We start from the raw sequence: 25,218 nt of genomic DNA, 5'->3' as shown, positions 1-25,218 counted from the left end.
GCCAGAGATGATCGAGCAAGAGTTGTGGGGCGTGTTATTGGGCTACAACTTGTTGCGCTATCAGATGGTGGAAATGAGTCGCCACTGTCCTGGCATTTACCCGTGCGAAATGAGCTTCACCGCCTGCACTTGGGCGATTCTCGGGTTTATCAACAGCGTCTCCGCCGACCGTTCCGGGAACATCCCCAAGTATTTGGCCGAGCTTCATGCTTCAGCGCCGCACTACGTGCTGCCGCATCGACGTGAGGAGCGCGTTTATCCTCGGGCGATTCGGCTGAAATCACCGAAATATCCGATCAGAAATAGAAATGCCAGTCAGCTTAACTGACTGGCATTACCCCGAAAGGTGCCTTTTCTGTAGCCGGTTGCTTAGCGCTTCAACGAAGCCGGCAAGTGCGGCTGGATAGCAGTCAGCACAGCCTTGAAGCATTTGGTGTTGCCAGCAACGATGTGGCCTTTTTCAAGGAAGTCGTGGCCGCCGGTGAAGTCGCTCACCAAGCCACCGGCTTCCTGGATCAGCAGGGCGCCCGCAGCCATGTCCCACTCGGACAGGCCCGACTCCCAGAACGCATCGAAACGGCCTGCGGCCACATAAGCCAGGTCCAGGCTCGCAGCGCCGGCGCGGCGGATGCCGGCGGTCTGGCCGACCAGGGCGCGGAACATGCCCAGGTAGTTGTCCAGGTTGTCCATCTGGTCATCGCGGAACGGGAAGCCGGTACCCAGCAGGGCGCCGTCCAGGCTGGTGCGGCCGCTGACGCGCAGGCGACGACCGTTCAGTTGGGCGCCACGGCCACGGCTGGCGGTGAATTCTTCCTGGCGAACCGGGTCCAGCACGACGGCGTGTTCCAGGCGGCCACGGTATTTGCAGGCGATGCTGACAGCGAAATGAGGAATGCCGCGCAGGAAGTTGGTGGTGCCGTCCAGCGGATCGATGATCCACAGGTACTCTTCGCCTTCGATGCCAGTGCCGGCGTGCATGCCGGTCTCTTCACCGAGGATGGAGTGATTCGGGTAAGCCTTGCGCAGGGCGTCGACGATCTTTTGCTCGGCGGCGCGATCAACCTCGGACACGTAGTCCTTGGCGTCTTTTTCATCGACCTTGATGGTATCCAGGCGCTCGATGGAGCGGAAGATCAGTTCACTGGCGCTGCGGGCGGCGCGCAGCGCGATATTCAGCATGGGCTGCATGGATGTGTCACCTAAGGTTGTTAAAGAAAGCCGCGCATTCTATCAGAAAGTTTTCCGAGGAGAAGGTTGGTGTTCGCTTTCATAGCTTAACGGTAGGTGCTTATGTAAGATTTGCTCCCTTTATCGTGTTCGAGAGCGCCTCCCTTGTTGCAGAACATTCGTGTCGTCCTGGTCAATACCAGCCATCCGGGTAACATCGGCGGAGTTGCGCGGGCCATGAAGAACATGGGCCTGTCGCGCCTGGTGCTGGTCGAACCGCGCTTGTTTCCTCATCACGAGGCTGACGCCCGGGCTTCCGGTGCCGGTGACATCCTGGCCAATGCCCAGGTCGTCGCCACCCTGGAAGACGCCTTGGTGGGGTGCAACCTGGTGCTTGGCACCAGCGCCCGCGACCGGCGTATCCCCTGGCCGCTGCTCGACCCCCGCGAATGCGGCACCAAAGTGGTCGAGGAGGCCGCGCAAGGTTTTGAGATCGCCCTGGTGTTCGGCCGTGAAGATTCCGGCTTGACCAACGACGAGCTGCAGCGATGTCACTTTCACGTGCATATCCCTTCCGACCCCGAGTTCAGTTCCTTGAACCTGGGGGCGGCGGTGCAGGTATTGAGCTATGAAGTGCGCATGGCTTGGCTGGCAGCCGAAGGCAAGCCCAGCAAAGTCGAAAAAACCGAGGTCACGTCGCCGCGCAGTGAGACACTGGCGACCATGGACGAACTGGAACGGTTCTATGAACACCTGGAGCAGGCCCTGGTGGACATCGAGTTCCTCGACCCGGAAAAGCCGCGACACTTGATGGCGCGCCTGCGTCGGTTGTACGGACGAAGCTCGGTCAGCCGGGCGGAGATGAATATATTGCGCGGCATCCTCACGGAAACCCAGAAGGCGGCCCGTGGCGAGCTGATTAAGCGGAAGAAATAAAATGTTCGAACGTTTGCGTGAAGATATCCAAAGTGTTTTCCATCGTGACCCGGCGGCGCGCAATGCCTTTGAAGTGCTGACCTGCTACCCGGGGATGCACGCGATCTGGATCCATCGCCTGTCCGGCGCCTTGTGGAACATGGGCTGGAAGTGGCTGGCGCGGCTGGTCTCGAACTTCGGGCGCTGGTTGACCGGGATCGAGATCCATCCGGGCGCCAAGGTCGGCCGTCGGTTCTTCATCGACCACGGCATGGGCATCGTCATCGGCGAAACCGCCGAGATCGGCGACGACGTGACCCTGTACCAGGGCGTGACCCTCGGCGGCACCAGCTGGAACAAGGGCAAGCGCCACCCGACCCTGGAAGACGGTGTGGTGGTGGGTGCGGGTGCCAAGGTGCTCGGGCCGTTCACGGTAGGGGCGGGGGCGAAAGTCGGTTCCAATGCCGTGGTTACCAAGGCCGTGCCGCCCGGCGCGACCGTGGTGGGTATTCCGGGGCGGATCATCGTCAAGTCCGATGACGAGCAGGACGCGCGCCGCAAGGCCATGGCCGAGAAGATTGGCTTCGACGCCTACGGTGTCGGCGAAGACATGCCCGACCCGGTCGCCCGCGCCATCAACCAGTTGCTCGATCACCTGCAGGCCGTCGATGGGCGCCTGGAGGGGATGTGTGGCGCCCTGAAGGACCTGGGCAGTAATTACTGTGCCAAGGACTTGCCCGAACTGCGCGAGGAAGACTTTGCGTGTGTGAAGGACAAGGATCAGAGCCAGGCTAGCTGACACCCTGCTGGCCTCATCGCGAGTAAGCTCGCTCCTACAGGGGATCTGTGGTGTGCACAAATTGTGCATCCACCAAGGCCCCTCTGTGTGCGAGCTTGCTCGCGATAAACGATAACGCGGTATCGCTGGTCGCCGCCGACCAGCCTTTGCTATCATGCGCGCGCTCTTTCGCGGGTAAACCTGAGTAAAGCACTAGGTCTTATACTTGACTTAAATACTCGGGAATTGCATACTCGCCCCCATTCCGAACTCCGTGGTAATTGTCCATGCGACTGACTACAAAAGGCCGATACGCCGTGACCGCAATGCTGGATCTGGCATTGCATGCGCAGCACGGGCCGGTGTCCCTGGCCGATATCTCCGAGCGCCAGGGCATTTCCCTGTCTTACCTTGAACAGCTGTTCGCCAAGCTGCGCCGCAGCAACCTGGTTTCCAGCGTTCGCGGCCCGGGCGGCGGCTACCAGCTGTCGCGGGACATGCAGGGCATCCAGGTCGCCCAGGTGATCGATGCGGTGAACGAATCGGTCGATGCGACCAAATGCCAGGGCCTTGGCGACTGCCATGGCGGCGATACTTGCCTGACCCACCACTTGTGGTGCGACCTCAGCTTGCAGATTCACGAATTTCTAAGCGGTATCAGCTTGGCTGACCTTGTAACTCGTCGTGAGGTGCAAGAAGTAGCCCAGCGTCAGGACCAGCGTCGTTGCAATAGCAAGGCGCCGCACCTGGACAAGATTGAAGCGTCCGCCGTCGAATGACTGCCGCAGAGCACGCGGAACGCCAGCCAGCCTGATTTAGGAGAGAGTCCATGAAATTGCCGATTTACCTTGATTACTCTGCGACCACCCCGGTTGATCCGCGTGTTGCGCAAAAAATGAGTGAATGCCTGCTGGTCGACGGAAACTTCGGTAACCCGGCGTCCCGTTCCCACGTGTTCGGCTGGAAGGCCGAAGAGTCGGTCGAAAACGCCCGTCGCCAGGTCGCCGACCTGGTCAATGCCGACCCGCGTGAAATCGTCTGGACCTCCGGTGCCACTGAATCCGACAACCTGGCAATCAAGGGTGTCGCGCATTTCTATCACACCAAGGGCAAGCACCTGATCACCTCCAAGATCGAGCACAAGGCTGTCCTGGACACCATGCGCCAACTGGAGCGTGAAGGCTTCGAAGTCACCTACATCGAACCGGGTGAAGACGGCATCATCACTCCTGCCATGGTTGAAGCCGCCCTGCGCGACGACACCATCCTGGTTTCGATCATGCACGTGAACAACGAAATCGGCACCGTCAACGACATCGCCGCCATCGGCGAACTGACCCGTTCCAAGGGCATCCTGTTCCACGTGGATGCGGCCCAGTCCACCGGCAAGGTCGACATCGACCTGTCCAAGCTGAAAGTCGACCTGATGTCGTTCTCGGCCCACAAGACCTACGGCCCTAAAGGCATTGGTGCGCTGTACGTCAGCCGCAAGCCGCGTGTTCGCCTCGAAGCGACCATGCACGGCGGCGGTCACGAGCGTGGCATGCGTTCCGGCACCCTGGCGACCCACCAGATCGTCGGCATGGGCGAAGCCTTCCGTGTCGCCAAGGAAGACATGGCAGCCGAGAACGTGCGCATCAAGGCCCTGAGCGACCGCTTCTTCAAGCAGGTCGAGCATCTGGAAGAACTCTACGTCAACGGCAGCATGATCGCCCGCGTACCGCACAACCTGAACCTGAGCTTCAACTATGTTGAAGGCGAGTCGCTGATCATGGCGCTCAAGGATCTGGCCGTGTCGTCCGGTTCGGCGTGCACCTCGGCATCGCTTGAGCCTTCGTACGTACTGCGCGCCCTGGGCCGCAACGACGAACTGGCCCACAGCTCGATCCGCTTCACCTTCGGCCGCTTCACCACCGAAGAGGAAATCGATTACGCCGCGCAGAAAGTCTGCGAGGCCGTTACCAAGCTGCGCGCTCTGTCGCCGCTGTGGGACATGTACAAAGACGGCGTCGACATTTCGAAAATCGAGTGGGCGGCGCACTGAAGAAGTCGCCACCAGAGCGACTCACTGATGAGGATTGAAGCAAATGGCATATAGCGAAAAGGTCATCGACCACTACGAGAACCCGCGCAACGTCGGCAAGATGGACGCGCAGGATCCTGATGTCGGCACCGGCATGGTCGGCGCCCCGGCGTGCGGCGACGTGATGCGCCTGCAGATCAAGGTCAACGAGCAAGGCATCATCGAAGATGCCAAGTTCAAGACCTATGGCTGCGGTTCCGCCATTGCGTCCAGCTCCCTGGCCACCGAGTGGATGAAGGGCAAGACCCTTGATGAAGCCGAAACCATCAAGAACACCCAGCTGGCCGAAGAACTGGCCCTGCCGCCAGTGAAGATCCACTGCTCGGTACTCGCCGAAGACGCCATCAAGGCCGCCGTTCGCGACTACAAGCAGAAGAAAGGCTTGATCTGATCCGCGCATTGGTAAGGAGTTTTCATGGCTATCCAGATGACAGAAGCGGCAGCTAAGCATGTGCAGCGTTCCCTCGCGGGGCGTGGCAAGGGCGAGGGTATCCGCCTGGGTGTTCGCACCACAGGCTGCTCTGGCCTTGCCTACGTGCTGGAATTCGTCGACGAAGTGGGCGAAGACGATCAGGTGTTCGAAAGTCATGGTCAGAAAGTGATCATCGACCCGAAAAGCCTGACGTACCTGGACGGCACCGAACTGGATTTCGTCAAGGAAGGGTTGAACGAAGGCTTCAAGTTCAACAACCCCAACGTGCGCGGTGAGTGTGGCTGCGGCGAAAGCTTCAACATCTGAGGCGGCTTGTGGGTACTCCTTGTCATTTTGCGTTGTTCCAGATGCAGCCTGCGTTCCAGCTGGATCTCGACCAGTTGTCCGCGCGGTATCTGGAATTGGCCCGTGGCGTCCATCCCGACCGCTTTGCCGATGCCTCCGAGGCGGAGCAGCGGCGGGCGCTCGAGCAGTCGGCGAACCTCAACGAGGCTTACCAGACGCTCAAGAACCCGGCCAAGCGCGCACGCTACCTGCTCGCCATCAGCGGTCATGAGTTGCCGCTGGAAGTCACGGTCCACGATCCCGAGTTTCTTTTGCAGCAGATGCAATGGCGCGAAGAGCTCGAAGACCTGCAGGACAGCGCCGACCTGGCCGGTGTCGCGGTATTCAAGCGGCGCTTGAAAGACGCCCAGCAAACACTGAACGAAAGCTTCGCAGCCTGCTGGAACGATGCCGCGCAACGCGAACAGGCCGAACGCCTGATGCGGCGCATGCAGTTCCTCGACAAGCTCACCTACGAAGTGCGCCAGCTCGAAGAGCGCCTCGACGATTAACCCAGTGCCGCTCCGGTCGCACGCCTGATTACAGATAAGTCCTGATTACGATGGCCCTACTGCAGATCGCCGAACCCGGCCAAAGTCCACAACCGCACCAGCGTCGCCTGGCTGTCGGGATCGACTTGGGTACCACCAACTCCCTGGTCGCTGCCTTGCGCAGCGGTCTTTCCGAACCGCTGGCCGACGAGCAGGGGCGGGTGATCCTGCCGTCCGCCGTGCGTTATCACGCCGATCGCGTTGAAGTGGGCGAGTCGGCGAAGCTGGCCGCCGCCACCGATCCGTTGAATACCATCGTCTCGGTCAAGCGCTTGATGGGTCGTGGTCTGTCCGACGTCAAGCAATTGGGCGACCAACTGCCGTACCGCTTCGTCGGTGGCGAATCCCACATGCCGTTCATCGAGACCGTGCAGGGCCCGAAAAGCCCGGTCGAGGTTTCCGCCGACATCCTCAAGGTGTTGCGCCAGCGCGCCGAAGCGGCGTTGGGCGGTGAGCTGGTGGGTGCGGTCATCACCGTGCCGGCCTATTTCGACGACGCCCAGCGCCAAGCCACCAAGGATGCCGCCAAGCTCGCCGGCCTGAACGTGCTGCGCCTGCTCAACGAGCCGACGGCCGCTGCGGTCGCGTATGGCCTGGACCAGCATGCCGAAGGCCTGGTTGCCATCTACGACTTGGGTGGCGGTACTTTCGATATTTCGATCCTGCGCCTGACCGGCGGTGTTTTCGAAGTCCTGGCCATCGGTGGCGACAGTGCCCTGGGTGGCGATGACTTCGACCACGCCATCGCCGGCTGGATCATCGAGCAAGCCGGTTTGTCCGCTGACCTCGACCCGGGTGCGCAACGCCACCTGCTGCAAACCGCCTGCGCCGCCAAGGAAGCCTTGACCGACGCCGCCACCGTTGAAGTCGCTTATGGCGACTGGAAAGCCACGCTGACCCGCGAAGCCTTCGATGCTCTGATCGAGCCCATGGTCGCCCGCAGCCTGAAGGCCTGCCGCCGTGCCGTGCGCGATTCCGGCGTGGAGCTCGAAGACGTCAAGGCTGTGGTCATGGTCGGTGGTTCGACCCGCGTGCCTCGGGTTCGCGAAGCCGTTGCCGAGGCCTTTGGCCGCCAGCCGCTGACTGAAATCGACCCGGACCAGGTGGTCGCCATTGGCGCCGCGATCCAGGCCGATACCCTGGCGGGCAACAAGCGCGATGGCGGCGAACTGCTGCTGCTCGACGTGATTCCGTTGTCCCTGGGCCTGGAAACCATGGGCGGCTTGATGGAGAAGGTGATTCCGCGTAACACCACCATCCCCGTGGCTCGCGCCCAAGACTTCACCACCTATAAAGACGGCCAGTCGGCCATGATGGTCCACGTGCTGCAAGGCGAGCGTGAGCTGATCAGCGACTGCCGCTCCCTGGCTCGCTTCGAATTGCGCGGCATCCCGCCGATGGTGGCGGGTGCGGCGAAGATTCGCGTGACCTTCCAGGTCGATGCCGACGGCTTGCTCAATGTCTCCGCCCGCGAACTGGGTTCGGGCGTGGAGGCGAGCATCCAGGTCAAGCCGTCCTATGGCCTGACCGACGGCGAAATCGCCAAGATGCTCAAGGATTCCTTCCAGCATGCCAGCGACGACAAGGTGGCCCGCGTGCTGCGTGAGCAGCAGGTCGATGCCCAGCGCCTGATCGAAGCCGTGCAAGGTGCCCTGGAGGCAGACGGCGACCGTTTGCTCGACGCTGAAGAGCGCATGGTCATCGAGCTGCAGATGCAGGAATTGTCCGAATTGATCAAAGGCACCGATGGCTATGCCATCGAGCAGCAGACCAAGCGTCTGTCGCAAGTCACCGATGCCTTTGCTGCCCGCCGCCTGGACTCGACGGTGAAAGCCGCCCTGGCGGGGCGCAACCTGAATGAAATCGAGGAATAACTGATGCCGCAGATCATTTTTCTGCCACACGCCGAGCATTGCCCGGACGGTATGGTGGTAGAGGCCGAAACCGGCAAGTCCATTCTCGAAGTGGCCCATGACAACCACATCGAGATCGAGAGCGCCTGCGGCGGTGTCTGTGCCTGCACCACCTGCCATTGCATCATTCGTGAGGGTTTCGACTCGCTGAATGAGGCCGACGAGCTGGAAGAGGACTACCTTGATAGGGCCTGGGGCCTGGAACCGACGTCGCGCCTGACCTGTCAGGCCAAGGTCGGCACCGAAGACCTGGTGGTCGAAATCCCGAAATATTCGCTTAACCATGCGGCCGAAGCGCCGCACTGATGGTGACACTGTCATGAGCTATGGTTGGAATGATGTACAACGCATCGCAGAAGAACTGGCCGAAGCCAAGCCGGACGTGGATCCGCTGAAGGTCAATTTCGTCGATCTGCAGCACTGGATCATGGAGCTTCCCGGTTTCGACAGTACCTCTGGCCGTTGTGGCGAGAAGGTCTTGGAAGCGGTCCAGGCGCTCTGGATCGAAGAAATCGACTGATCGACCTGGCAGGTTAGGCAATACCCCTGAACCCGCGTATAATTCGCGGGTTTAATTTTTCGCAAATTACCGTTTCTGGAGTTACACCATGGCTGTTCAACGTACTTTCTCCATCATCAAGCCTGACGCCGTTGCTAAAAACGTGATCGGCAAGATCGTTACCCGCTTCGAAGACGCTGGCCTGCGCGTTGTAGCTTCGAAAATGAAGCAACTGTCCAAAGCCGAAGCCGAAGGCTTCTACGCTGAGCACAGCGAGCGCGGTTTCTTCGGTGAGCTGGTTGCCTTCATGACTTCCGGTCCGGTTGTCGTTCAGGTGCTCGAAGGCGAAAACGCTATCGCTCGCAACCGTGAGCTGATGGGCGCTACCAACCCTAAAGAAGCGGCTGCCGGCACCATCCGTGCTGACTTCGCCGAGTCCATCGACGCCAACGCCGTTCACGGTTCGGACTCCGAAGCCGCTGCTGCTCGCGAAATCGCTTACTTTTTCGCTGCTACTGAAGTAACCGCTCGCTAAGCATTGGCTTAAGAGCGAAGGTGAATCCATGACTACATCGACTGTTAAAACCAATCTGCTGGGGCTGACCCAGCCGGAAATGGAGAAATTCTTCGACTCGATCGGGGAGAAGCGTTTCCGTGCCGGTCAGGTGATGAAATGGATTCACCACTTTGGCGTCGACGACTTCGACGCCATGACGAATGTCGGCAAGGCCCTGCGCGAAAAGCTCAAGGCTGTTGCCGAAATTCGCGGCCCCGAAGTGGTCAGCCAGGACATTTCCAGCGACGGTACCCGTAAGTGGGTGGTGCGCGTGGCGTCCGGCAGCTGCGTCGAGACCGTCTACATCCCCCAGGGCAAACGCGGAACCTTGTGCGTTTCGTCCCAGGCAGGCTGTGCCCTGGATTGCAGTTTCTGCTCCACCGGCAAGCAAGGCTTCAATAGCAACCTCACCGCCGCCGAAGTGATCGGCCAGGTGTGGATTGCCAACAAATCCTTTGGCAGTGTCCCGGCGACCGTCGACCGTGCCATCACCAACGTGGTGATGATGGGCATGGGTGAGCCGCTGCTGAATTTCGACAACGTCGTTTCCGCCATGCACCTGATGATGGACGACCTGGGCTACGGCATCTCCAAGCGCCGCGTGACCCTGTCCACCTCCGGCGTGGTACCGATGATCGATGAGCTGGCCAAGCACATCGACGTCTCCCTGGCGTTGTCGCTGCACGCACCCAATGACGCATTGCGTAACCAATTGGTGCCGATCAACAAGAAATATCCGCTTAAGATGCTGCTCGAGTCGTGCCAGCGCTACATGTCGTCCCTGGGCGAAAAGCGCGTGCTGACCATCGAGTACACACTGCTCAAGGATGTGAACGACAAGGTCGAACACGCGGTCGAGATGATCGAGTTGCTCAAGAACATCCCGTGCAAGATCAACCTGATCCCGTTCAACCCGTTCCCGCATTCCGGTTACGAGCGTCCGAGCAACAACGCGATTCGTCGCTTCCAGGATCAGCTTCACCACGCTGGCTTCAACGTCACCGTGCGCACCACTCGCGGCGAAGATATCGACGCCGCCTGTGGCCAATTGGTAGGACAGGTGCTGGATCGCACCCGTCGCAGCGAACGCTACATTGCCGTGCGTGAGTTGAACGCCACGGACGATGCGGTGCAAAACGCTGCGAACAGTCACTAAGAGAGGAACTCTATGTCCCTGCGCTTCGCGCTCGTTTTGCTGTTGGCCGGCCTTTGTTCCGGTTGTGTCCTGTCGGGTGACTACAACCCGATGAGGACCAGCAAAGGGCGCGACGAGGCGCGTGTGGCCTACGTGCAGTTGGGCATTGGCTACCTGCAGCAGGGCATGACCGAACGGGCCAAGGTGCCGCTCAAGAAAGCCCTGGAACTGGACGACTCCGACCCGGATGCCAACGCGGCCCTGGCCCTGGTGTTCCAGGCCGAAATGGAGCCGGAGCTGGCCGACCAGCATTTTCGCAAGGCACTGTCTGCCCGCCCGCAAGACGCGCGGATCCTGAACAACTACGGCAGTTTTCTTTTCGAGCAGAAACGCTACAAGGACGCCTACGAGCGCTTCGAGCAGGCTGCCGCCGACACCCTTTACCCTGAGCGTTCGCGGGTTTTCGAAAACCTCGGCATGACGGCTGCGCAGCTCGGCCAGCGCGACCTGGCCCGCCAGCAACTGGAAAAGGCACTGCGGCTCAACCGCCAGCAACCGCGGGCGCTGCTGGAAATGGCTGAGTTGTCCTACGAAGACAGGCATTATGTGCCCGCGCGTGACTACTACGAGCGTTTTAGCCTGCTGAGTGAGCAAAATGCACGTAGTCTATTGCTCGGCGTTCGGCTGGCACATGTGTTTGAAGATCGCGACAAGGCTGCAAGTTACGGCCTGCAACTCAAAAGACTCTATCCCGGTACGCCGGAATATCAGCAATACCTGTCGGAGCAATGATGAAAGCGGCGCATCCCGAAGTTGTAGCAGCGACTCGCGTAAATCCTGGTGAGACCCTGCGTCAAGCCCGCGAAAGCAATGGTTGGTCGCTGGCCGAAGTGGCCCTCAAGCTCAATCTCACCGTGGCCTCCCTGGGCAATCTGGAAGCGGGCGCGTTCGACAAGCTGCCTGGGCATACCTTCGCCCGGGGCTATATCCGCGCCTATGCCAAGTTGCTCGGTATGGACCAGACCGTGCTGGTCCAGCAATTCGATCAATACACCGGTTCCGATGCCCAGGGCAGCAACGTGCACAGCCTGGGGCGCATCGAGGAACCGGTTCGCGTTTCCCACACCATTTTGCGAATCGTCAGCCTGTTGCTGCTGATCGCGGTGATTGGTGGCGGTTTTGTCTGGTGGCAGGACCAGGCTTCCTTGCGCAACAAGGAGCCGGTCGCCATGAACCCTGAGCACGTCGAGGTCGAAGGCGCCGACGGCACCACCCAGATCCATCCGCTGGACGAGCCGGAAGACCAGGCTGTCGTCGAAGGCCAGGCCGAAGGCGAGACCGCCCTGGCGTTGCCACAGGGCCAGGACGCCGGTGCCGAAGCGGGTGCCGAGCCGGCTGCTCCAGCCCCTGCGCCAGTTGCACCAGCAGCGCCGGCTGCACCGATTGCCACGGCGCCTGCCGCACCGAGCACGCCAGCGCCGACCGCGGCTGCGCCTGCGACCCACGTTGCGCCAGCCGCGCCAGTTGCTCCGGCAGCTCCGGCGGCCCCGACCTCGGCTCCAGCCGCAGGTGAAGGCCAGGTACAGATCCAGTTTGTCGCCGACTGCTGGACGCAGATCACCGACGGCAACGGCAAGGTGCTGTTCAGTGGCCTCAAGCGCAAGGGCGACAGCACCGCCGTCAATGGCAAGCCGCCGTTTGCCGTACGCCTGGGGTATGCCCGTGGCGCGCAGGTCAGCTACAACGGCCAGCCGGTCGACATCGCTCCGTTCACCAGTGGCGAGACCGCTCGCCTGAAGTTGGGTCAATAAGTCATGCACGGCGAATCTCCAATCAAGCGTCGCGAATCCCGAAAGATCTGGGTCGGTAACGTGCCCGTGGGCGGCGATGCGCCTATCGCTGTGCAGAGCATGACCAACAGCGACACCAATGACGTAGCCGCCACGGTCGCCCAGATCAACCGCCTGGAAGCCGCCGGTGTCGACATCGTGCGCGTATCGGTGCCGGACATGGACGCGGCCGAGGCGTTCGGCAAGATCAAGCAACGGGTCAAGGTCCCCTTGGTGGCCGACATCCACTTCGACTATCGCATCGCGCTGCGTGTGGCCGAGCTGGGTGTGGATTGCCTGCGCATCAACCCGGGCAACATCGGTCGTGAAGACCGCGTGCGCGCCGTGGTAGATGCCGCCCGCGACCGTGGCATCCCGATCCGCATCGGCGTGAACGCCGGTTCCCTGGAAAAAGACCTGCAAAAGAAATACGGCGAACCGACCCCGGCGGCACTGGTGGAATCGGCCCTGCGCCACGTCGAGCACCTCGAACGCCTGAATTTCCAGGACTTCAAGGTCAGCGTGAAGGCGTCCGACGTGTTCATGGCCGTCGAAGCCTACCGCCTGCTGGCCAAGGAAATCGTCCAGCCGCTGCACCTGGGCATCACCGAAGCCGGTGGGTTGCGTTCGGGTACGGTGAAATCCGCCGTCGGCCTCGGTATGCTGCTCGCCGAAGGGATTGGCGATACCATCCGCATCTCGTTGGCGGCTGACCCGGTCGAGGAAGTGAAAGTCGGCTACGACATTCTCAAGTCCCTGCACCTGCGTTCCCGTGGCATCAACTTCATCGCCTGCCCGAGCTGCTCGCGGCAGAACTTCGATGTGGTCAAGACGATGAACGAACTGGAAGGGCGCCTCGAAGACCTGCTGGTGCCGCTGGATGTCGCGGTGATCGGTTGCGTGGTCAACGGGCCGGGCGAAGCCAAGGAGGCGCACATCGGCCTGACTGGCGGTACACCGAACCTGATTTACATCGACGGCAAGCCGTCGCAGAAACTGACGAATGACAATCTGGTGGATGAGCTGGAACGGCTGATTCGCCAGAAAGCGGCCGAAAAGGTCGAAGCCGACGCAGCGATCATCGCGCGCGGTTAAGTCGAAAGATTAAGGAATACACGTGAGCAAGTCCCTGCAAGCCATTCGTGGCATGAACGACATCCTGCCCGAGCAGACGCCCCTGTGGCGTTATTTCGAGGGCACTGTGGCGCGTCTGCTGGATAACTACGGCTATCGGCAGATCCGCATGCCGATCGTCGAGTTCACCGAGCTGTTCAAGCGCTCCATCGGTGAAGTGACCGACATCGTCGAAAAAGAGATGTACACCTTCGACGACCGCAACGGCGACTCCCTGACCCTGCGCCCGGAAGGCACGGCGGCCTGCGTGCGTGCGGTGCTCGAGCATGGCATTACCGGCGGCGGCCAGGTGCAGAAACTCTGGTACGTCGGCCCGATGTTTCGTCACGAGCGTCCGCAGAAAGGCCGTTATCGCCAGTTCCACCAGATTGGCCTGGAGGTGTTCAACCTCGAGGGGCCGGACATCGATGCCGAGCTGATCGTCATGACCTGGCGCCTGTGGGGCGAGCTGGGGCTTCGCGATGCGGTCAAGCTCGAGCTCAACAGCCTGGGCACCAGCGAGTCCCGTGGCCGCTACCGTGAAGCGTTGGTGGAGTTTCTTTCCGCCCACCTGGACAAGCTCGACGAAGACAGCCAGCGCCGTCTGAAGACCAACCCGCTGCGTGTGCTCGACACCAAGAATGCCGAGACCCAGGCCGTCCTGGTCGACGCGCCGAAAATGGCCGACTACCTCGACGACGAATCCCGTGCACACTTCGAAGGGCTGAAGGCGCGCCTCGACGCCGTGGGTATCCCTTACGTGATCAACCCCAAGTTGGTCCGTGGCCTGGACTACTACAGCAAGACCGTCTTCGAGTGGGTCACCGACAAACTCGGCGCCCAAGGCACTGTATGTGCTGGCGGCCGCTACGACGGACTGGTGGAGCAGATGGGCGGCAAGCCGACCCCGGGCGTGGGCTTTGCCATGGGCATCGAGCGCCTGGTGCTGATGCTGGAAGCCTTGGACAAGGTCCCCGAAGAACTGTCCCGTCAGGTCGACGTCTATCTGTGCGCCTTTGGCGAGGCCGCCGAACTGGCCGCCTTGTCGTTGAGCGAGCGGATCCGCGACCAGTTGCCCAACCTGCGGCTGCAGATCAACGCCGGCGCCGGCAGTTTCAAGAGCCAGTTCAAGAAGGCCGACAAGAGCGGTGCGCTGTACGCACTGATCCTCGGTGACGACGAACTGGCCCAACAAGTGGTAGGTTTCAAACCCCTGCGTGGCCAGGGCGAGCAACAAAGCATTGCCTGGGATGCGCTTGCTGCACACCTGGCCACCTGCGTCGTGCAGGGTTGAAGCTGTCAAACAGCCGATTTAGCGATTAAGGAGTATTGGGGTGTCGAGTACCGAAGATGAACAGCTGGCGGATTTGAAGGACTGGTGGACGCGCAACGGCAAGCCGCTGGTCACTGGCGGCCTGTTGGCGCTGGTCATCGTGTTCGGCTGGCAGGCCTACCAGAAATACCAGAGCAACCAGTCGCAAGGCGCCTCGGTGCTCTACCAGCAATTGCTGGAAACCACCCTGACCCCGGACGGCAAGCCTGACGCGGCCCGCGTGGCGGACCTGGCCGGCAAGCTGGACAAGGAATTCGGCGGCACCGCCTACGCGCAATACGGTCGCCTGTTCGTGGCCAAGGTGGCGGTGGACAGCGGCAAGCTGGACGACGCCGCGACCGAGCTCAAAGGTATCGTCGACAAGCCGGCCAACCCGACCCTGGGCGAAGTGGCGCGTCAGCGCCTGGCGCAGGTGTTGGCGGCACAGAACAAGGCTGAAGAGGCATTGAAGCTGCTCGACGGCGATGCCGACAAGGCATTCCTGGCGACCCGCGAAGAACTCAAGGGCGACCTGCTGGTACAGCTGGGCCGTGCCGATGAGGCCCATGCGGCCTACCAAAAAGCCAAGGCTGCGCTGTCGGATGAAGCCGCGGTCGGTGGCCTGCAAATCAAGCTGGACGACCTGGCCAAAGGGGATGCGTGACGTGATCCGTTGGAAACATGCAGCATTGCTGGCCCTGGCCATTCTGGCCGCGGGTTGCAGCAGCAACAGCAAGAAAGAACTGCCTCCGGCCGAACTGACCGACTTCAAAGAAGAAGTCGTGCTGCAGAAGCAGTGGAGCCGTTCCATCGGCGATGGCCAGGGCGAAACCTACAACATGCTGGTGCCGGCCATTGACGGCGACACCATCTATGCAGGTGATGTCACGGGCGTGGTGATGGCGATGGACCGTACCAACGGTGACGTCAAATGGAAGAAAGATCTTGAGCTGCCTGTTTCCGGCGCCGTTGGCGTGGGTTACGGCCTGGTCATGATCGGCACGCTCAAGGGCGAGATCGTCGCCCTGGACGCGAGCCGCGGTGAAGAGAAATGGCGCGCCCGCGTGACCAGCGAAGTGCTCGCACCGCCGGCCACCAACGGTGACGTGGTGGTAGTCCAGACCCAGGACGACCGCCTGATCGGCCTGGATGCCGCTACTGGCAACCAGCGCTGGTTGTATGACAGCACCCCGGCAGTACTGACCCTGCGTGGCACCAGTGCACCGATCGTCACCAACCGCCTGGCGGTGGCTGGCTTGTCGACCGGTAAAGTGGTGGCCCTGGATATTTCCAACGGCGTGCCGGTCTGGGAACAGCGCGTAGCGATCCCGCAAGGTCGTTCGGAGCTGGAGCGTGTGGTCGACATCGACGGTGGCTTGTTGCTGTCCGGCGGTACGTTGTACGTCGCCAGCTATCAGGGCCGCGTGGCGGCACTGGACCTGGAAAGCGGTCGTCCGTTGTGGCAGCGCGATGCGTCCAGCTACGCCGGTGTCGCCCAGGGTTTTGGCAGCGTCTACGTGAGCCTGTCCTCTGGCACCGTCGAAGGCGTTGACGAGCGTTCCACCACCGCCTTGTGGAGCAATGACTCCCTGGCCCGTCGTCAACTGTCGGCCCCGGAAGTGTTCTCCAGCTACGTTGCAGTGGGTGACCTGGAAGGTTACCTGCACCTGCTCAGCCAGGTGGACGGTCGTTTCGTCGGCCGTGAGCGCATCGACAGCGACGGCCTGCGTGCCCGTCCGCTGGTGGTGGGCAACATGATCTATGTGTATGGCAACAGCGGCAAACTGGAAGCCCTGACCATCAAGTAAGACTATGCTTGGGGCTAATCCCCCAAGCGGCCTTGTTCTCAAGGTTTGCAGGGCTTGCACAGACTGCCCCGAGCACCAGCCGCTGCCTCGCAGCGGCTTTTGTATTTTCTGAAATAACGAAGTGGAGAGCCGCATGGTTCCCGTAATCGCCCTGGTGGGCCGACCGAACGTCGGCAAGTCCACCTTGTTCAATCGCCTGACCAGGACTCGCGACGCCATTGTCGGCGACTTGTCCGGTCTGACCCGTGATCGCCAATACGGTGAGGCCAAGTGGCAAGGGCGTACCTATATTCTGGTCGACACCGGCGGCATCTCCGGTGATGAACATGGCATGGACGAAAAAATGGCCGAGCAGTCGTTGCTCGCCATTGAAGAAGCCGATGTGGTGCTGTTCCTGGTAGACGCCAAGGCCGGTTTTACCGCCGCCGACCAGATGATCGCCGAGCATTTGCGCAAGCGTAACAAGCGTTCCTACGTGGTCGCCAACAAGGTCGACAACATCGACCCGGACATGGCCCGCGCCGAATTCGCACCGTTGGGCATGGGCCAGGCGATCCCGATCGCCGGCGCCCACGGTCGTGGCATCACCCAGATGCTGGAAATCGCCCTGGAGAGTTTCCCCAAGGACGACGTGGAAGAGCCGGAAGAAGGCGAAGAAGAGATCGTTGCCGAAGGCGAGGAAGCCAAGCGCATTCCGGGCCCAAGCGAGAAAGACGGGATCAAGATCGCCATCATCGGCCGTCCGAACGTGGGCAAGTCGACGCTGGTCAACCGCATGCTCGGCGAAGACCGGGTCATCGTCTACGACCAGCCCGGCACCACCCGCGACAGTATCTACATCCCCTTCGAGCGTAACGAAGAGAAGTACACGCTGATCGACACCGCCGGTGTGCGCAAGCGCGGCAAGATCCACGAAGAAGTTGAAAAGTTCTCCGTGGTCAAGACCCTGCAAGCGATCAAAGACGCCAACGTGGTGATCTTCGTGATGGACGCCCGCGAAGGCGTGGTCGATCACGACCTGAACCTGCTGGGTTTCGCCCTGGAAGCCGGTCGTGCGCTGGTCATCGCGATCAACAAGTGGGACGGCATGACACCGAGCGAACGGGATTTCGTCAAGGTCGAATTGCAGCGTCGCCTGTTCTTCGTCGACTTCGCGGACATCCACTTCATTTCGGCCCTGCACGGCACGGGCGTGGGCAACCTCTACGCTTCGGTGCAGAACTCGTTCAAGTCCGCAGTGACCCGCTGGCCGACCAACCGCCTCACCCAGATCCTCGAAGATGCGGTGGGCGAGCACGCGCCGCCGATGGTCAACAACCGTCGGATCAAGCTGCGCTATGCCCACTTGGGCGGTGCCAACCCGCCGATTATCGTGATCCACGGTAACCAGATCGAGAAGGTGCCCAAGTCGTACGTTCGTTACCTGGAGAACACCTACCGTCGCGTCCTGAAGCTGGTCGGTACGCCGATCCGCATCGAGTTCAAGGGCGGCGAGAACCCGTACGAAGGCAACAAGAACACGCTCACCGACCGCCAGGTCAACAAGAAGCGCCGCTTGATGTCGCACCACAAGAAGGCCGACAAGAAGCGCCGCGACAAGCGCTGATTGGCTGCTCACTGAAGGGCGTTGCCCACAGTGACTGAGACAGCACACAGAACCTGTGGCGAGGGGATTTATCCCCGCTGGGCTGCGAAGCATCCCTAATACCCACAGCTCGGTGTGTCAGGTAGATTGAATTCACTGCTTTGGGGTTGCTGTGCAACCCAGCGGGGATAAATCCCCTCGCCACAGGGTTCTGTGTCGGGATGCTTGATAATAGGGTGCCTAGGGCACCCTTTTTCATGCCCGGCGATTGGGCTATTCTCGAGCTCTCCCGCGCCGCACCAGAGCCGGGTGCAGAGCAGGGAACCCTTGATGATCACCAGCAAGTTGCCGAATGTCGGCATCACTATCTTTACTCAGATGTCCCAGCTCGCGGCGCAGACCGGTGCGCTCAATCTGTCCCAGGGATTTCCCGATTTCGATGGCCCGCAGGCCCTGCGCGATGCGGTTGGCCGGCACATTGCCCAAGGCCATAACCAGTATTCGCCCATGACCGGCCTGCCGGCGCTACGCCAGCAGATCGCAGCGAAGATCGCCCGCAGCTATGGCGCCAACGTCGATGCCGATCAGGAAGTCACCGTGACCCCTGGTGCGACCCAGGCGATTTTCTGTGCCATCGCGGCGGTGGTCCACAGTGGTGACGAAGTGATCGTTTTCGATCCGAGCTATGACAGCTACGAGCCTTCCGTTCTATTGGCCGGTGGGCGCTGCGTGCACGTGCCATTGGGCCTGGACGACTTCGCCATCGATTTCGAGAAGCTCGGCGAAGCCCTGAGCCCGCGTACGCGCATGATCATCCTCAACTCGCCGCACAACCCCAGTGGTGCGCTGATCAGCCGCGCCGAACTGGATCAGTTGGCGACGCTGATTCGCGACCGTGACATCTACCTGGTCAGCGACGAGGTCTACGAACACCTGGTGTTCGACGGCGTCGCCCACGCCAGTGTCCTGGCCCATGAAGAACTGTACCGCCGCGCCTTCGTGGTCAGTTCGTTCGGCAAGACCTACCACGTCACCGGCTGGAAAACCGGCTACGTGGTGGCGCCAGCGGCCTTGACGGCGGAACTGCGCAAGGTACACCAGTACGTCAGCTTCTGTGGCGTGACGCCGTTGCAGTACGCCCTGGCCGACTACATGGCAGAGCATCCAGAACATGTCGATGAACTGCCGGACTTCTACCAGGCCAAGCGCGACCTGTTCTGCGATCTGCTGGCCCCATCGCGGTTCAGCTTCAAGCGCGTGACCGGTACTTATTTCCAGTTGGTGGACTACTCGCAGATTCGCCCGGACCTGAATGATGTCGACATGGCCGTGTGGCTGACTCGCGAGCATGGCGTGGCGACGATTCCGATCTCGGTGTTCTACCAGCACCCACTCCAAGGCCAGCGCCTGGTGCGCCTGTGCTTTGCCAAACGCGAGGAGACGCTGCGTGAAGCTGCGGAAAAACTATGCGTGATCTGAGCACGTTACCGGACCTCGACATTGCACTGGTCCAGACCACCTTGGTCTGGCACGACCGCCGGGCCAACCTTGAGCATTTCGAAGCGCTGTTTGAGCAGGCACGTGGGGCTGATCTGATCATCCTGCCAGAGATGTTCACCACGGGTTTCTCCATGGAATCCGAGACCCTGGCGGAGCCGGAGAACGGCCCGACGCGCCAATGGCTCAAGGCCCAGGCCGCGAAGCTGGACGCGGTGATTACCGGCAGTGTGATCATCCAGGCCGCGGACGGTAGCCATCGCAATCGCTTGCTCTGGGCGCGGCCGGATGGAGAAGTGTTGCATTACGACAAGCGCCATTTGTTTCGCATGGCGGGGGAGCACAACCACTACACCCCGGGTGAGCGACAGGCGCTGTTCGAGCTCAAGGGCTGGCGGATTCGTCCGCTGATTTGCTACGACCTGCGCTTCCCGGTCTGGAGCCGCGACGCCGAGGACACCGACCTACTGCTATACACCGCCAACTGGCCCGGGGCGCGGCGTCTGCACTGGAATCGGCTGTTGCCGGCCCGGGCGATCGAGAACCTGTGCTACGTGGCCGCGGTAAACCGTGTGGGTACCGACGGCAAGGGTTTCGCCTATACCGGTGACAGCCAGGTGCTGAATTTCCAGGGCGAGAGCTTGCTCAGCGCTGGCGAAGCCGATGGTGTGTTCAAGGTGTGCTTGAACGCAGCGGACCTGGCGGCGTATCGCACGCGGTTTCCGGCGAACCTGGATGCCGATCGCTTCGAGTTCACGAATTGAAACGATTCAGCCTCAAGGAACGGTGTTGCATGCCGATAACCGGTCAGCCAAGGAGAAGTCCCTATGACCAGTATCAGCGCAACCACCGTAAACCCCTATCCATTGTCAGCCCCTAAAGTCTCCATCCGCGGGGCTGAAGAAGAGAAAGCGGTCAGTCCAGTGGCATCGACTGACGCCGACGACAAAAGCAAGACACTGCAGGTCGATACCCGCGGCGCGAATGTCGCCGGCGCTCCCGCCAGCGGCGGTGGGGACATCATCGAGCAACTGAAAAAGCAGATCGAGCAGGCCGAAAAACTGCTGGCCCAGCAGCAAGCCCAGTTGGCCCGGGTCCAGAAAAGCCAGGCCAACGAAGAGCTGAAGGCCCAGCAGGCCATGGCCATCCAGACCCAGATCATGGGGACCCAAGCGATGCTGCAAACCTTGCGGGCTTCGTTGTTGCAGGCCATGACCGTTTCTGTCGATACCCATGCCTGACATTCTGGTCGCCTGACAGGTCGTCATCGCGGGTTTGCTCGCGATGAGGCCAGTACAGTCAGCACCCAACCATCAGCCAAACAAAAAGGCCCCAGGGTTCACACCCCAGGGCCTTTTTGCATTTCAGCTGTAGATCAGGCCGCCTTGGCTTCCGGCTGGCTCAACGAGCGGTTCAGCGCACTGAACAGCGCCTTGAAGCTGGCGGTGGTGATGTTCTCATCGATACCCACGCCATGCACCGCGCGCTCGCCGTTGACTCGCAGTTCGATGTACGCCGCCGCCTTGGCATTGGTGCCGGCGCCGATGGCGTGTTCGTTGTAGTCCATGATCTCCACCGGAATCGGCAGGCCGGCCACCAGGGCTTCCAGCGCCCCGTTGCCCTTGCCGCGCCAGTGCAGGTTGGTCTCGCCCTGGCCCTTGCTGGCCACTTCCACTTCTACGGCGCTATTGCCGTTTTCTTCCTGCAGGCGATGGCTGACCAGTGCGTACGGAGTGTTGGCTTGCAGGTATTCACGCTGCAGCAAGGCGTGGATCTGCTGTGCAGTCATTTCCAGGCCCAGGCGATCGGTTTCGCGCTGTACCACCTGGCTGAACTCGATCTGCATGCGACGCGGCAGGCTGATGCCGTATTCCTGTTCCAGCAGGTAGGCGATACCGCCCTTGCCCGACTGGCTGTTGACGCGAATCACCGCCTCGTAGCTGCGACCGATGTCGGCCGGGTCGATTGGCAGGTATGGCACTTCCCACAGACCGTCCGATTTCTGCTGGGCGAAGCCCTTGCGGATGGCATCCTGGTGCGAGCCGGAGAACGCGGTATGAACCAGGTCGCCAACGTACGGATGACGCGGGTGCACCGGAATCTGGTTGCATTCCTCGACCACTTTGCGCACGCCGTCGATGTCGGAGAAGTCCAGCTCCGGGTTGACGCCCTGGGTGTAAAGATTCAGCGCCACGGTCACCAGGTCGACGTTACCGGTGCGTTCGCCGTTGCCGAACAGGCAGCCTTCGACACGGTCAGCGCCGGCCATCAGGCCCAGCTCGGTAGCGGCCACGCCAGTGCCACGGTCGTTGTGGGTGTGCAGGCTGATGAGCACGCTGTCACGCCGGCTGATGTTGCGGTGGAACCACTCGATCTGGTCGGCGTAGATGTTCGGGGTGGCGACTTCCACGGTAGCGGGCAGGTTGAGGATCACCTTGCGTTCGGGCGTCGGGTTCCAGACTTCGATCACTGCGTCGCAGACTTCCTTGGCAAATTCCAGCTCAGTGGCGCTGAAGGTTTCTGGCGAGTATTCGAATTGCCACTGGGTTTCCGGTTGCTGGGCGGCGTATTTGACGAACAGCTTGGCCGCGTTCACCGCGATTTCCTTCACGCCTTCCTTGTCCTGGTTGAACACGATGCGGCGGAACGACGGGCAGGTGGCGTTGTACAGGTGGACGATGGCTTTTTTCGCGCCGCGCAGGGATTCGAACGTACGGGCGATCAGGTCTTCACGGGCCTGGGTCAGCACTTGGATGGTGGTGTCGTCCGGGATGTGGCCCTCTTCGATAAGGGTGCGTACGAAGTCGAAGTCGGTTTGCGAAGCGGCTGGGAACGAAGCTTCGATTTCCTTGACGCCCACGGCCACCAGGGTTTTCCAGAAGCGCAGCTTCTTCACCGCGTCCATCGGCTCGATCAGCGACTGGTTGCCGTCGCGCAGGTCGGAACTGCACCAGATCGGCGCGGCGGTGATGGTCTTCGACGGCCAGGTGCGATCCGGCAGGTTGATAGTCGGGAAGGCGCGGTACTTGGAAGACGGGTCTTTGAGCATGCTCATGGGGAAATCCTTATTGTCGTGGCCGGAAAAAGGCGGCCTGCCGGTGGTTCGAATGGGGTGGCTTGAAGCCTGGACGAGGTGCCGCGATTCAGCCCGGCAGTCGTGCGCTGACGAGGCACAGGCTGCGGTGCTGGCGAAGCTGAATGAGGGTGTGAGAGGTTTTCATGCCTTCAACCCTAACCGCGTGGGGGAAGGATCGCAAGCAGTCGGGAAAAATTGAGAGAAGTTTTGCTTTGGGGAGGTTTTGCGAGATTTAATCGCGAGATTTTCGGAAATTTGTAGTTTTATTGCGTCGATGTTTGTGGCTCGGCAATTCAGGGAGGGGCGGTGCTACTGCCGTCCTCATCGCGAGCTTGCTCGCGATGAGGCCAGTAGCCCAGGCACACATCTCAGGGCTGAAACGCGCCGATGAAAATCGCCGGATCCACCCGCGCATCGTTCAGGCTGATGTTCCAGTGCATGTGCGGCCCGGTCGCGCGGCCGGTGGCGCCGACCTTGCCCACCACGGTGCCCCGGGCCAGTTGCTGGCCGACCTTCACATCGATCTTCGACATGTGGCAGAACATGCTAATGAAGCCTTGGCCATGATCGACGAACACGGTGTTGCCATTGAAGAAGTAATTACCGGTGAGGATCACCTTGCCGGCGGCCGGGGTCTTGATCGGCGTGCCGGCGGGCACGGCGAAGTCCAGGCCGGCGTGGGGGTTGCGTTCTTCGCCGTTGAAGAAGCGGCGCACGCCGAACTTGCTCGACAGCGGGCCGTTGACCGGTTTGTCCAGCAACAGGTTGCTGGGGATGTTCGGGCTGAAGCTGCGATAGGCCTTCAGTTGTACCGCCAACTCGGCGTCGATGCGCTTGAGGTCCGCCGGGTTCGGGTTGACCTGGCGCTTGTTCTTCAGGGTGATGTGTTGCTCGGGGTACTTCTTGTAGCCGACCACGAACGGCTGGGTGCCGCCGCCACTGCTGATCTGTTGCGTGCCGGGCTGCACCGTCAGCGGGATGCCGACAATCGCCAGCCAGTTGTCCTGTTCCTTGACCACCAGCACCGGCTTGCCCTGGTAACTGGCTTTCGGTGCCGCGGCGGCGCTGCCCAGATCCACCACGGCCACGCCGCCGGGCACCGGTTTGTTCAGCAGGCGGGTGATGTAACTGTCGGCATGGGCGTTGAAGGCCAGGCACAGCAACAGCAGTGGGGCGAGATATCGCGGCATGAATCAATCCAGTAAAGAAAGGGTGACCGGCGTGAGGTGATTGTCTTCGACCCGTACCAGCAATTCGCCTTCGCCGAGCCTGGCGGTCAGGCGCTGGCCGGTCTGGGTTTGCCCGGCGCTGCGGATCGCCTGGCCGCGTTCGTCGAGCAAAATGCTGTAGCCGCGGCCGAGGGTCGCCAGGGGGCTGACGATGTGCAGCGTCTGCATCTGGTTGTGCAGCTGCATGCGTCGCGCTTTCAGGCCTTCGCGCATGGCTCGGGGCAGGCGTTCGGCGAGGCTGTCCAGGCGTTGGCGAAGCAATGCCAGGTGCCGGCCCGGATGCTGCCCGGCCAGGCGGGTTTCCAGGCGGATCAAGCGTTCGCGGCGGGTATTGAGGCTGCGCTCGAAGGCCCGGCGCATGCGCATGTCCAGGTCGTCGAGGCGTTGGGCTTGCTGGCGCAGGCGTTCGCCGGGGTGGCGCAGGCGTCGGGTCAGGCCTTCGAGGCGCAGTTGATCGCGCATCAGGCGGTCGCGCATGCGCATCACCAGCCGGCGATGCAGGCTTTCGACCCGGCGCACCAGGTCGCCGGCATCCGGTGCCAGCAGTTCGGCGGCGGCGGACGGGGTCGGGGCGCGTACGTCGGCGACGAAATCGCTGATGGATACATCGGTTTCATGGCCCACGGCGCTGACGATCGGCGTGACGCAGGCATCCACCGCCCGGGCCACGGCTTCTTCGTTGAAGCACCACAAGTCTTCCAGCGAACCGCCGCCCCGGGCCAGGATCAGCGCATCGAAACCACGGGCATCGGCCAGCTTCAGGGCACGGACGATTTGCGCGGTGGCTTCGCGACCTTGCACGGCGGTGGGGATCAGGGTCAGGGCGATCTGCGGCGCACGACGGCGGAACACGCTGATGATGTCGCGGATCACCGCGCCGGTGGGCGAGCTGATGATGCCGATGCGTTGTGGATGGGCCGGCAGCGGCACCTTGCGTTCGGCGCTGAACAGGCCTTCGGCGCTGAGTTTTTCCTTCAAGGCATCGAAGGCCAGGCGCAGGGCGCCATCGCCGGCCGGCTCGACGGTGTCGAGGATCAGCTGATAATCGCCACGGCCTTCGAACAGCGAGACCTTGCCGCGCACTTTCACCGCCAGCCCGTCTTTCAAGGCCTGGCGCACACGCGCGGCGTTCTGCCGGAACAACGCGCAACGCACCTGGGCACCGCTGTCCTTGAGGGTGAAGTACACATGGCCGGAGGCCGGGCGGGCGAGGTTGGAAATTTCGCCCTCGACCCAGATGTTGCTGAACACGTCTTCGAGCAACACCCGCGCACGGCCGTTGAGCTGGCTGACAGTCAGGACCTCGCGGTCCAGGCCCAGTCGGGCAAAGGGATCTTTAATCATGGGCGGCATGATAAGGGGATTCGCCGATGGTGTGCAGACAATTAGACCGGGTTGCCTGCATCGCGAGCAAG

Annotated in this window: 26 protein-coding genes and 1 pseudogene; 23 read left to right on the top strand and 4 right to left on the bottom strand. The window is 61.5% G+C overall.

The genetic code is table 11. From position 1 onward, the window contains the following. Positions 1 to 328, top strand: a pseudogene (locus BT116_RS20630) (IS4 family transposase); the annotation flags it as partial. A 41-nt stretch (positions 329 to 369) separates the two neighbouring features. Here BT116_RS20630 and suhB read toward each other — a convergent pair. After that, positions 370 to 1,188 (bottom strand): type III secretion system regulator SuhB, encoded by an 819-nt coding sequence (suhB, locus tag BT116_RS20625; RefSeq protein WP_003185165.1) that lies wholly within the window; start codon positions 1,186 to 1,188, stop codon positions 370 to 372. Positions 1,189 to 1,332: 144 nt separating this feature from the next. Between suhB and trmJ the strand changes: the two genes are divergently transcribed. The 22 genes from trmJ to BT116_RS20515 all read left to right on the top strand — a co-directional run bounded on the left by trmJ (position 1,333) and on the right by BT116_RS20515 (position 20,739). Beyond that, positions 1,333 to 2,103 carry a tRNA (cytosine(32)/uridine(32)-2'-O)-methyltransferase TrmJ gene (trmJ, locus tag BT116_RS20620; protein ID WP_072346752.1) on the top strand — a complete coding sequence of 257 codons (771 nt, stop codon included), beginning with the start codon at positions 1,333 to 1,335 and terminating at the stop codon, positions 2,101 to 2,103. Position 2,104: 1 nt separating this feature from the next. Then, the gene (gene cysE / locus BT116_RS20615) at positions 2,105 to 2,881 is read left to right on the top strand and encodes a serine O-acetyltransferase (RefSeq protein ID WP_072346750.1); all 777 of its coding nucleotides are present in this window, start codon (positions 2,105 to 2,107) and stop codon (positions 2,879 to 2,881) included. A 266-nt stretch (positions 2,882 to 3,147) separates the two neighbouring features. Further along, positions 3,148 to 3,639 carry a Fe-S cluster assembly transcriptional regulator IscR gene (iscR, locus tag BT116_RS20610; protein WP_003185160.1) on the top strand — a complete coding sequence of 164 codons (492 nt, stop codon included), beginning with the start codon at positions 3,148 to 3,150 and terminating at the stop codon, positions 3,637 to 3,639. Between the two features lie 50 nt (positions 3,640 to 3,689). Next, the gene (locus tag BT116_RS20605; protein WP_063322856.1) at positions 3,690 to 4,904 is read left to right on the top strand and encodes an IscS subfamily cysteine desulfurase; all 1,215 of its coding nucleotides are present in this window, start codon (positions 3,690 to 3,692) and stop codon (positions 4,902 to 4,904) included. A 43-nt stretch (positions 4,905 to 4,947) separates the two neighbouring features. Next, positions 4,948 to 5,334: a Fe-S cluster assembly scaffold IscU gene (iscU, locus tag BT116_RS20600; RefSeq protein WP_003185157.1), complete on the top strand. Its 387-nt coding sequence runs from the start codon at positions 4,948 to 4,950 to the stop codon at positions 5,332 to 5,334. A 24-nt stretch (positions 5,335 to 5,358) separates the two neighbouring features. Beyond that, complete coding sequence (gene iscA / locus BT116_RS20595; RefSeq protein WP_030139597.1) at positions 5,359 to 5,682, top strand: iron-sulfur cluster assembly protein IscA; 324 nt, start codon at positions 5,359 to 5,361, stop codon at positions 5,680 to 5,682. Positions 5,683 to 5,690: 8 nt separating this feature from the next. Continuing rightward, positions 5,691 to 6,212, top strand: a complete 522-nt coding sequence (hscB, locus tag BT116_RS20590) for a co-chaperone HscB (protein ID WP_072346748.1) — start codon at positions 5,691 to 5,693, stop codon at positions 6,210 to 6,212. 50 nt (positions 6,213 to 6,262) lie between these two features. Then, positions 6,263 to 8,125, top strand: a complete 1,863-nt coding sequence (gene hscA, locus BT116_RS20585; protein ID WP_072346746.1) for a Fe-S protein assembly chaperone HscA — start codon at positions 6,263 to 6,265, stop codon at positions 8,123 to 8,125. Between the two features lie 3 nt (positions 8,126 to 8,128). Next, on the top strand, positions 8,129 to 8,470 hold the full coding sequence (gene fdx, locus BT116_RS20580; protein ID WP_003198002.1) for an ISC system 2Fe-2S type ferredoxin: 342 nt from the start codon (positions 8,129 to 8,131) through the stop codon (positions 8,468 to 8,470). A gap of 13 nt (positions 8,471 to 8,483) precedes the next feature. Continuing rightward, positions 8,484 to 8,684: a Fe-S cluster assembly protein IscX gene (gene iscX, locus BT116_RS20575; protein WP_003198004.1), complete on the top strand. Its 201-nt coding sequence runs from the start codon at positions 8,484 to 8,486 to the stop codon at positions 8,682 to 8,684. An 88-nt stretch (positions 8,685 to 8,772) separates the two neighbouring features. Further along, on the top strand, positions 8,773 to 9,198 hold the full coding sequence (ndk, locus tag BT116_RS20570) for a nucleoside-diphosphate kinase (RefSeq protein ID WP_003185145.1): 426 nt from the start codon (positions 8,773 to 8,775) through the stop codon (positions 9,196 to 9,198). 28 nt (positions 9,199 to 9,226) lie between these two features. After that, positions 9,227 to 10,375, top strand: coding sequence for a dual-specificity RNA methyltransferase RlmN (gene rlmN / locus BT116_RS20565; RefSeq protein WP_063322852.1), 1,149 nt, complete (start codon positions 9,227 to 9,229; stop codon positions 10,373 to 10,375). Between the two features lie 12 nt (positions 10,376 to 10,387). Next, positions 10,388 to 11,146: a type IV pilus biogenesis/stability protein PilW gene (pilW, locus tag BT116_RS20560; RefSeq protein WP_063322851.1), complete on the top strand. Its 759-nt coding sequence runs from the start codon at positions 10,388 to 10,390 to the stop codon at positions 11,144 to 11,146. Continuing rightward, positions 11,146 to 12,165: a RodZ domain-containing protein gene (locus tag BT116_RS20555; protein WP_072346744.1), complete on the top strand. Its 1,020-nt coding sequence runs from the start codon at positions 11,146 to 11,148 to the stop codon at positions 12,163 to 12,165. Before pilW ends, BT116_RS20555 begins: the two co-directional genes overlap by 1 nt. Positions 12,166 to 12,168: 3 nt before the next feature. Further along, entirely contained in the window at positions 12,169 to 13,278 is a 1,110-nt protein-coding gene (ispG, locus tag BT116_RS20550; RefSeq protein WP_072346742.1) for a flavodoxin-dependent (E)-4-hydroxy-3-methylbut-2-enyl-diphosphate synthase, read from the top strand. Between the two features lie 22 nt (positions 13,279 to 13,300). Then, positions 13,301 to 14,590, top strand: a complete 1,290-nt coding sequence (gene hisS / locus BT116_RS20545; RefSeq protein ID WP_014336698.1) for a histidine--tRNA ligase — start codon at positions 13,301 to 13,303, stop codon at positions 14,588 to 14,590. Between the two features lie 40 nt (positions 14,591 to 14,630). Beyond that, a complete protein-coding gene (locus tag BT116_RS20540; protein WP_063322849.1) occupies positions 14,631 to 15,272 on the top strand; it encodes a YfgM family protein in 642 nt (213 codons plus the stop codon). Next, on the top strand, positions 15,265 to 16,416 hold the full coding sequence (bamB, locus tag BT116_RS20535) for an outer membrane protein assembly factor BamB (protein WP_072346740.1): 1,152 nt from the start codon (positions 15,265 to 15,267) through the stop codon (positions 16,414 to 16,416). The genes BT116_RS20540 and bamB overlap by 8 nt, the downstream gene beginning before the upstream one ends. A 133-nt stretch (positions 16,417 to 16,549) precedes the next feature. Further along, on the top strand, positions 16,550 to 18,022 hold the full coding sequence (gene der / locus BT116_RS20530) for a ribosome biogenesis GTPase Der (protein ID WP_063322847.1): 1,473 nt from the start codon (positions 16,550 to 16,552) through the stop codon (positions 18,020 to 18,022). Between the two features lie 309 nt (positions 18,023 to 18,331). Then, positions 18,332 to 19,480: a pyridoxal phosphate-dependent aminotransferase gene (locus tag BT116_RS20525; protein ID WP_072346738.1), complete on the top strand. Its 1,149-nt coding sequence runs from the start codon at positions 18,332 to 18,334 to the stop codon at positions 19,478 to 19,480. Further along, positions 19,468 to 20,262, top strand: coding sequence for an amidohydrolase (locus BT116_RS20520; RefSeq protein ID WP_072346736.1), 795 nt, complete (start codon positions 19,468 to 19,470; stop codon positions 20,260 to 20,262). Before BT116_RS20525 ends, BT116_RS20520 begins: the two co-directional genes overlap by 13 nt. A 63-nt stretch (positions 20,263 to 20,325) precedes the next feature. Next, positions 20,326 to 20,739 carry a hypothetical protein gene (locus BT116_RS20515; protein WP_072346734.1) on the top strand — a complete coding sequence of 138 codons (414 nt, stop codon included), beginning with the start codon at positions 20,326 to 20,328 and terminating at the stop codon, positions 20,737 to 20,739. Positions 20,740 to 20,873: 134 nt separating this feature from the next. On the opposite strand, the gene leuA is transcribed toward BT116_RS20515, so the two are convergent. From leuA to xseA, 3 genes are all read right to left on the bottom strand, one after another. Continuing rightward, on the bottom strand, positions 20,874 to 22,553 hold the full coding sequence (leuA, locus tag BT116_RS20510; RefSeq protein WP_063322843.1) for a 2-isopropylmalate synthase: 1,680 nt from the start codon (positions 22,551 to 22,553) through the stop codon (positions 20,874 to 20,876). Between the two features lie 389 nt (positions 22,554 to 22,942). Further along, positions 22,943 to 23,764, bottom strand: a complete 822-nt coding sequence (locus BT116_RS20500; protein WP_072346729.1) for a peptidoglycan DD-metalloendopeptidase family protein — start codon at positions 23,762 to 23,764, stop codon at positions 22,943 to 22,945. A 3-nt stretch (positions 23,765 to 23,767) separates the two neighbouring features. Then, positions 23,768 to 25,147: an exodeoxyribonuclease VII large subunit gene (gene xseA, locus BT116_RS20495; RefSeq protein WP_072346727.1), complete on the bottom strand. Its 1,380-nt coding sequence runs from the start codon at positions 25,145 to 25,147 to the stop codon at positions 23,768 to 23,770. Between the last annotated feature and the right edge of the window lie 71 nt (positions 25,148 to 25,218).

The organism is Pseudomonas sp. NFACC16-2 (genome assembly GCF_900119205.1).
Lineage (GTDB): Bacteria > Pseudomonadota > Gammaproteobacteria > Pseudomonadales > Pseudomonadaceae > Aquipseudomonas > Aquipseudomonas fluorescens_Q.
The sequence above is the reverse complement of the archived record's forward strand: the minus strand, read 5'-3'. Positions and strand labels throughout refer to the sequence as shown.

Excerpts from the sequence above, each read along its gene's own strand:
- suhB (WP_003185165.1), bottom strand. The coding sequence starts at position 1,188 with ATGCAGCCCATGCTGAATATCGCGCTGCGCGCCGCCCGCAGCGCCAGT.
- cysE (WP_072346750.1), top strand. The coding sequence starts at position 2,105 with ATGTTCGAACGTTTGCGTGAAGATATCCAAAGTGTTTTCCATCGTGAC.
- iscR (WP_003185160.1), top strand. The coding sequence starts at position 3,148 with ATGCGACTGACTACAAAAGGCCGATACGCCGTGACCGCAATGCTGGAT.
- BT116_RS20605 (WP_063322856.1), top strand. The coding sequence starts at position 3,690 with ATGAAATTGCCGATTTACCTTGATTACTCTGCGACCACCCCGGTTGAT.
- iscU (WP_003185157.1), top strand. The coding sequence starts at position 4,948 with ATGGCATATAGCGAAAAGGTCATCGACCACTACGAGAACCCGCGCAAC.
- iscA (WP_030139597.1), top strand. The coding sequence starts at position 5,359 with ATGGCTATCCAGATGACAGAAGCGGCAGCTAAGCATGTGCAGCGTTCC.
- hscA (WP_072346746.1), top strand. The coding sequence starts at position 6,263 with ATGGCCCTACTGCAGATCGCCGAACCCGGCCAAAGTCCACAACCGCAC.
- fdx (WP_003198002.1), top strand. The coding sequence starts at position 8,129 with ATGCCGCAGATCATTTTTCTGCCACACGCCGAGCATTGCCCGGACGGT.
- iscX (WP_003198004.1), top strand. The coding sequence starts at position 8,484 with ATGAGCTATGGTTGGAATGATGTACAACGCATCGCAGAAGAACTGGCC.
- ndk (WP_003185145.1), top strand. The coding sequence starts at position 8,773 with ATGGCTGTTCAACGTACTTTCTCCATCATCAAGCCTGACGCCGTTGCT.
- rlmN (WP_063322852.1), top strand. The coding sequence starts at position 9,227 with ATGACTACATCGACTGTTAAAACCAATCTGCTGGGGCTGACCCAGCCG.
- pilW (WP_063322851.1), top strand. The coding sequence starts at position 10,388 with ATGTCCCTGCGCTTCGCGCTCGTTTTGCTGTTGGCCGGCCTTTGTTCC.
- BT116_RS20555 (WP_072346744.1), top strand. The coding sequence starts at position 11,146 with ATGAAAGCGGCGCATCCCGAAGTTGTAGCAGCGACTCGCGTAAATCCT.
- ispG (WP_072346742.1), top strand. The coding sequence starts at position 12,169 with ATGCACGGCGAATCTCCAATCAAGCGTCGCGAATCCCGAAAGATCTGG.
- bamB (WP_072346740.1), top strand. The coding sequence starts at position 15,265 with ATGCGTGACGTGATCCGTTGGAAACATGCAGCATTGCTGGCCCTGGCC.
- der (WP_063322847.1), top strand. The coding sequence starts at position 16,550 with ATGGTTCCCGTAATCGCCCTGGTGGGCCGACCGAACGTCGGCAAGTCC.
- BT116_RS20525 (WP_072346738.1), top strand. The coding sequence starts at position 18,332 with ATGATCACCAGCAAGTTGCCGAATGTCGGCATCACTATCTTTACTCAG.
- BT116_RS20520 (WP_072346736.1), top strand. The coding sequence starts at position 19,468 with ATGCGTGATCTGAGCACGTTACCGGACCTCGACATTGCACTGGTCCAG.
- BT116_RS20515 (WP_072346734.1), top strand. The coding sequence starts at position 20,326 with ATGACCAGTATCAGCGCAACCACCGTAAACCCCTATCCATTGTCAGCC.
- leuA (WP_063322843.1), bottom strand. The coding sequence starts at position 22,553 with ATGAGCATGCTCAAAGACCCGTCTTCCAAGTACCGCGCCTTCCCGACT.
- BT116_RS20500 (WP_072346729.1), bottom strand. The coding sequence starts at position 23,764 with ATGCCGCGATATCTCGCCCCACTGCTGTTGCTGTGCCTGGCCTTCAAC.
- xseA (WP_072346727.1), bottom strand. The coding sequence starts at position 25,147 with ATGATTAAAGATCCCTTTGCCCGACTGGGCCTGGACCGCGAGGTCCTG.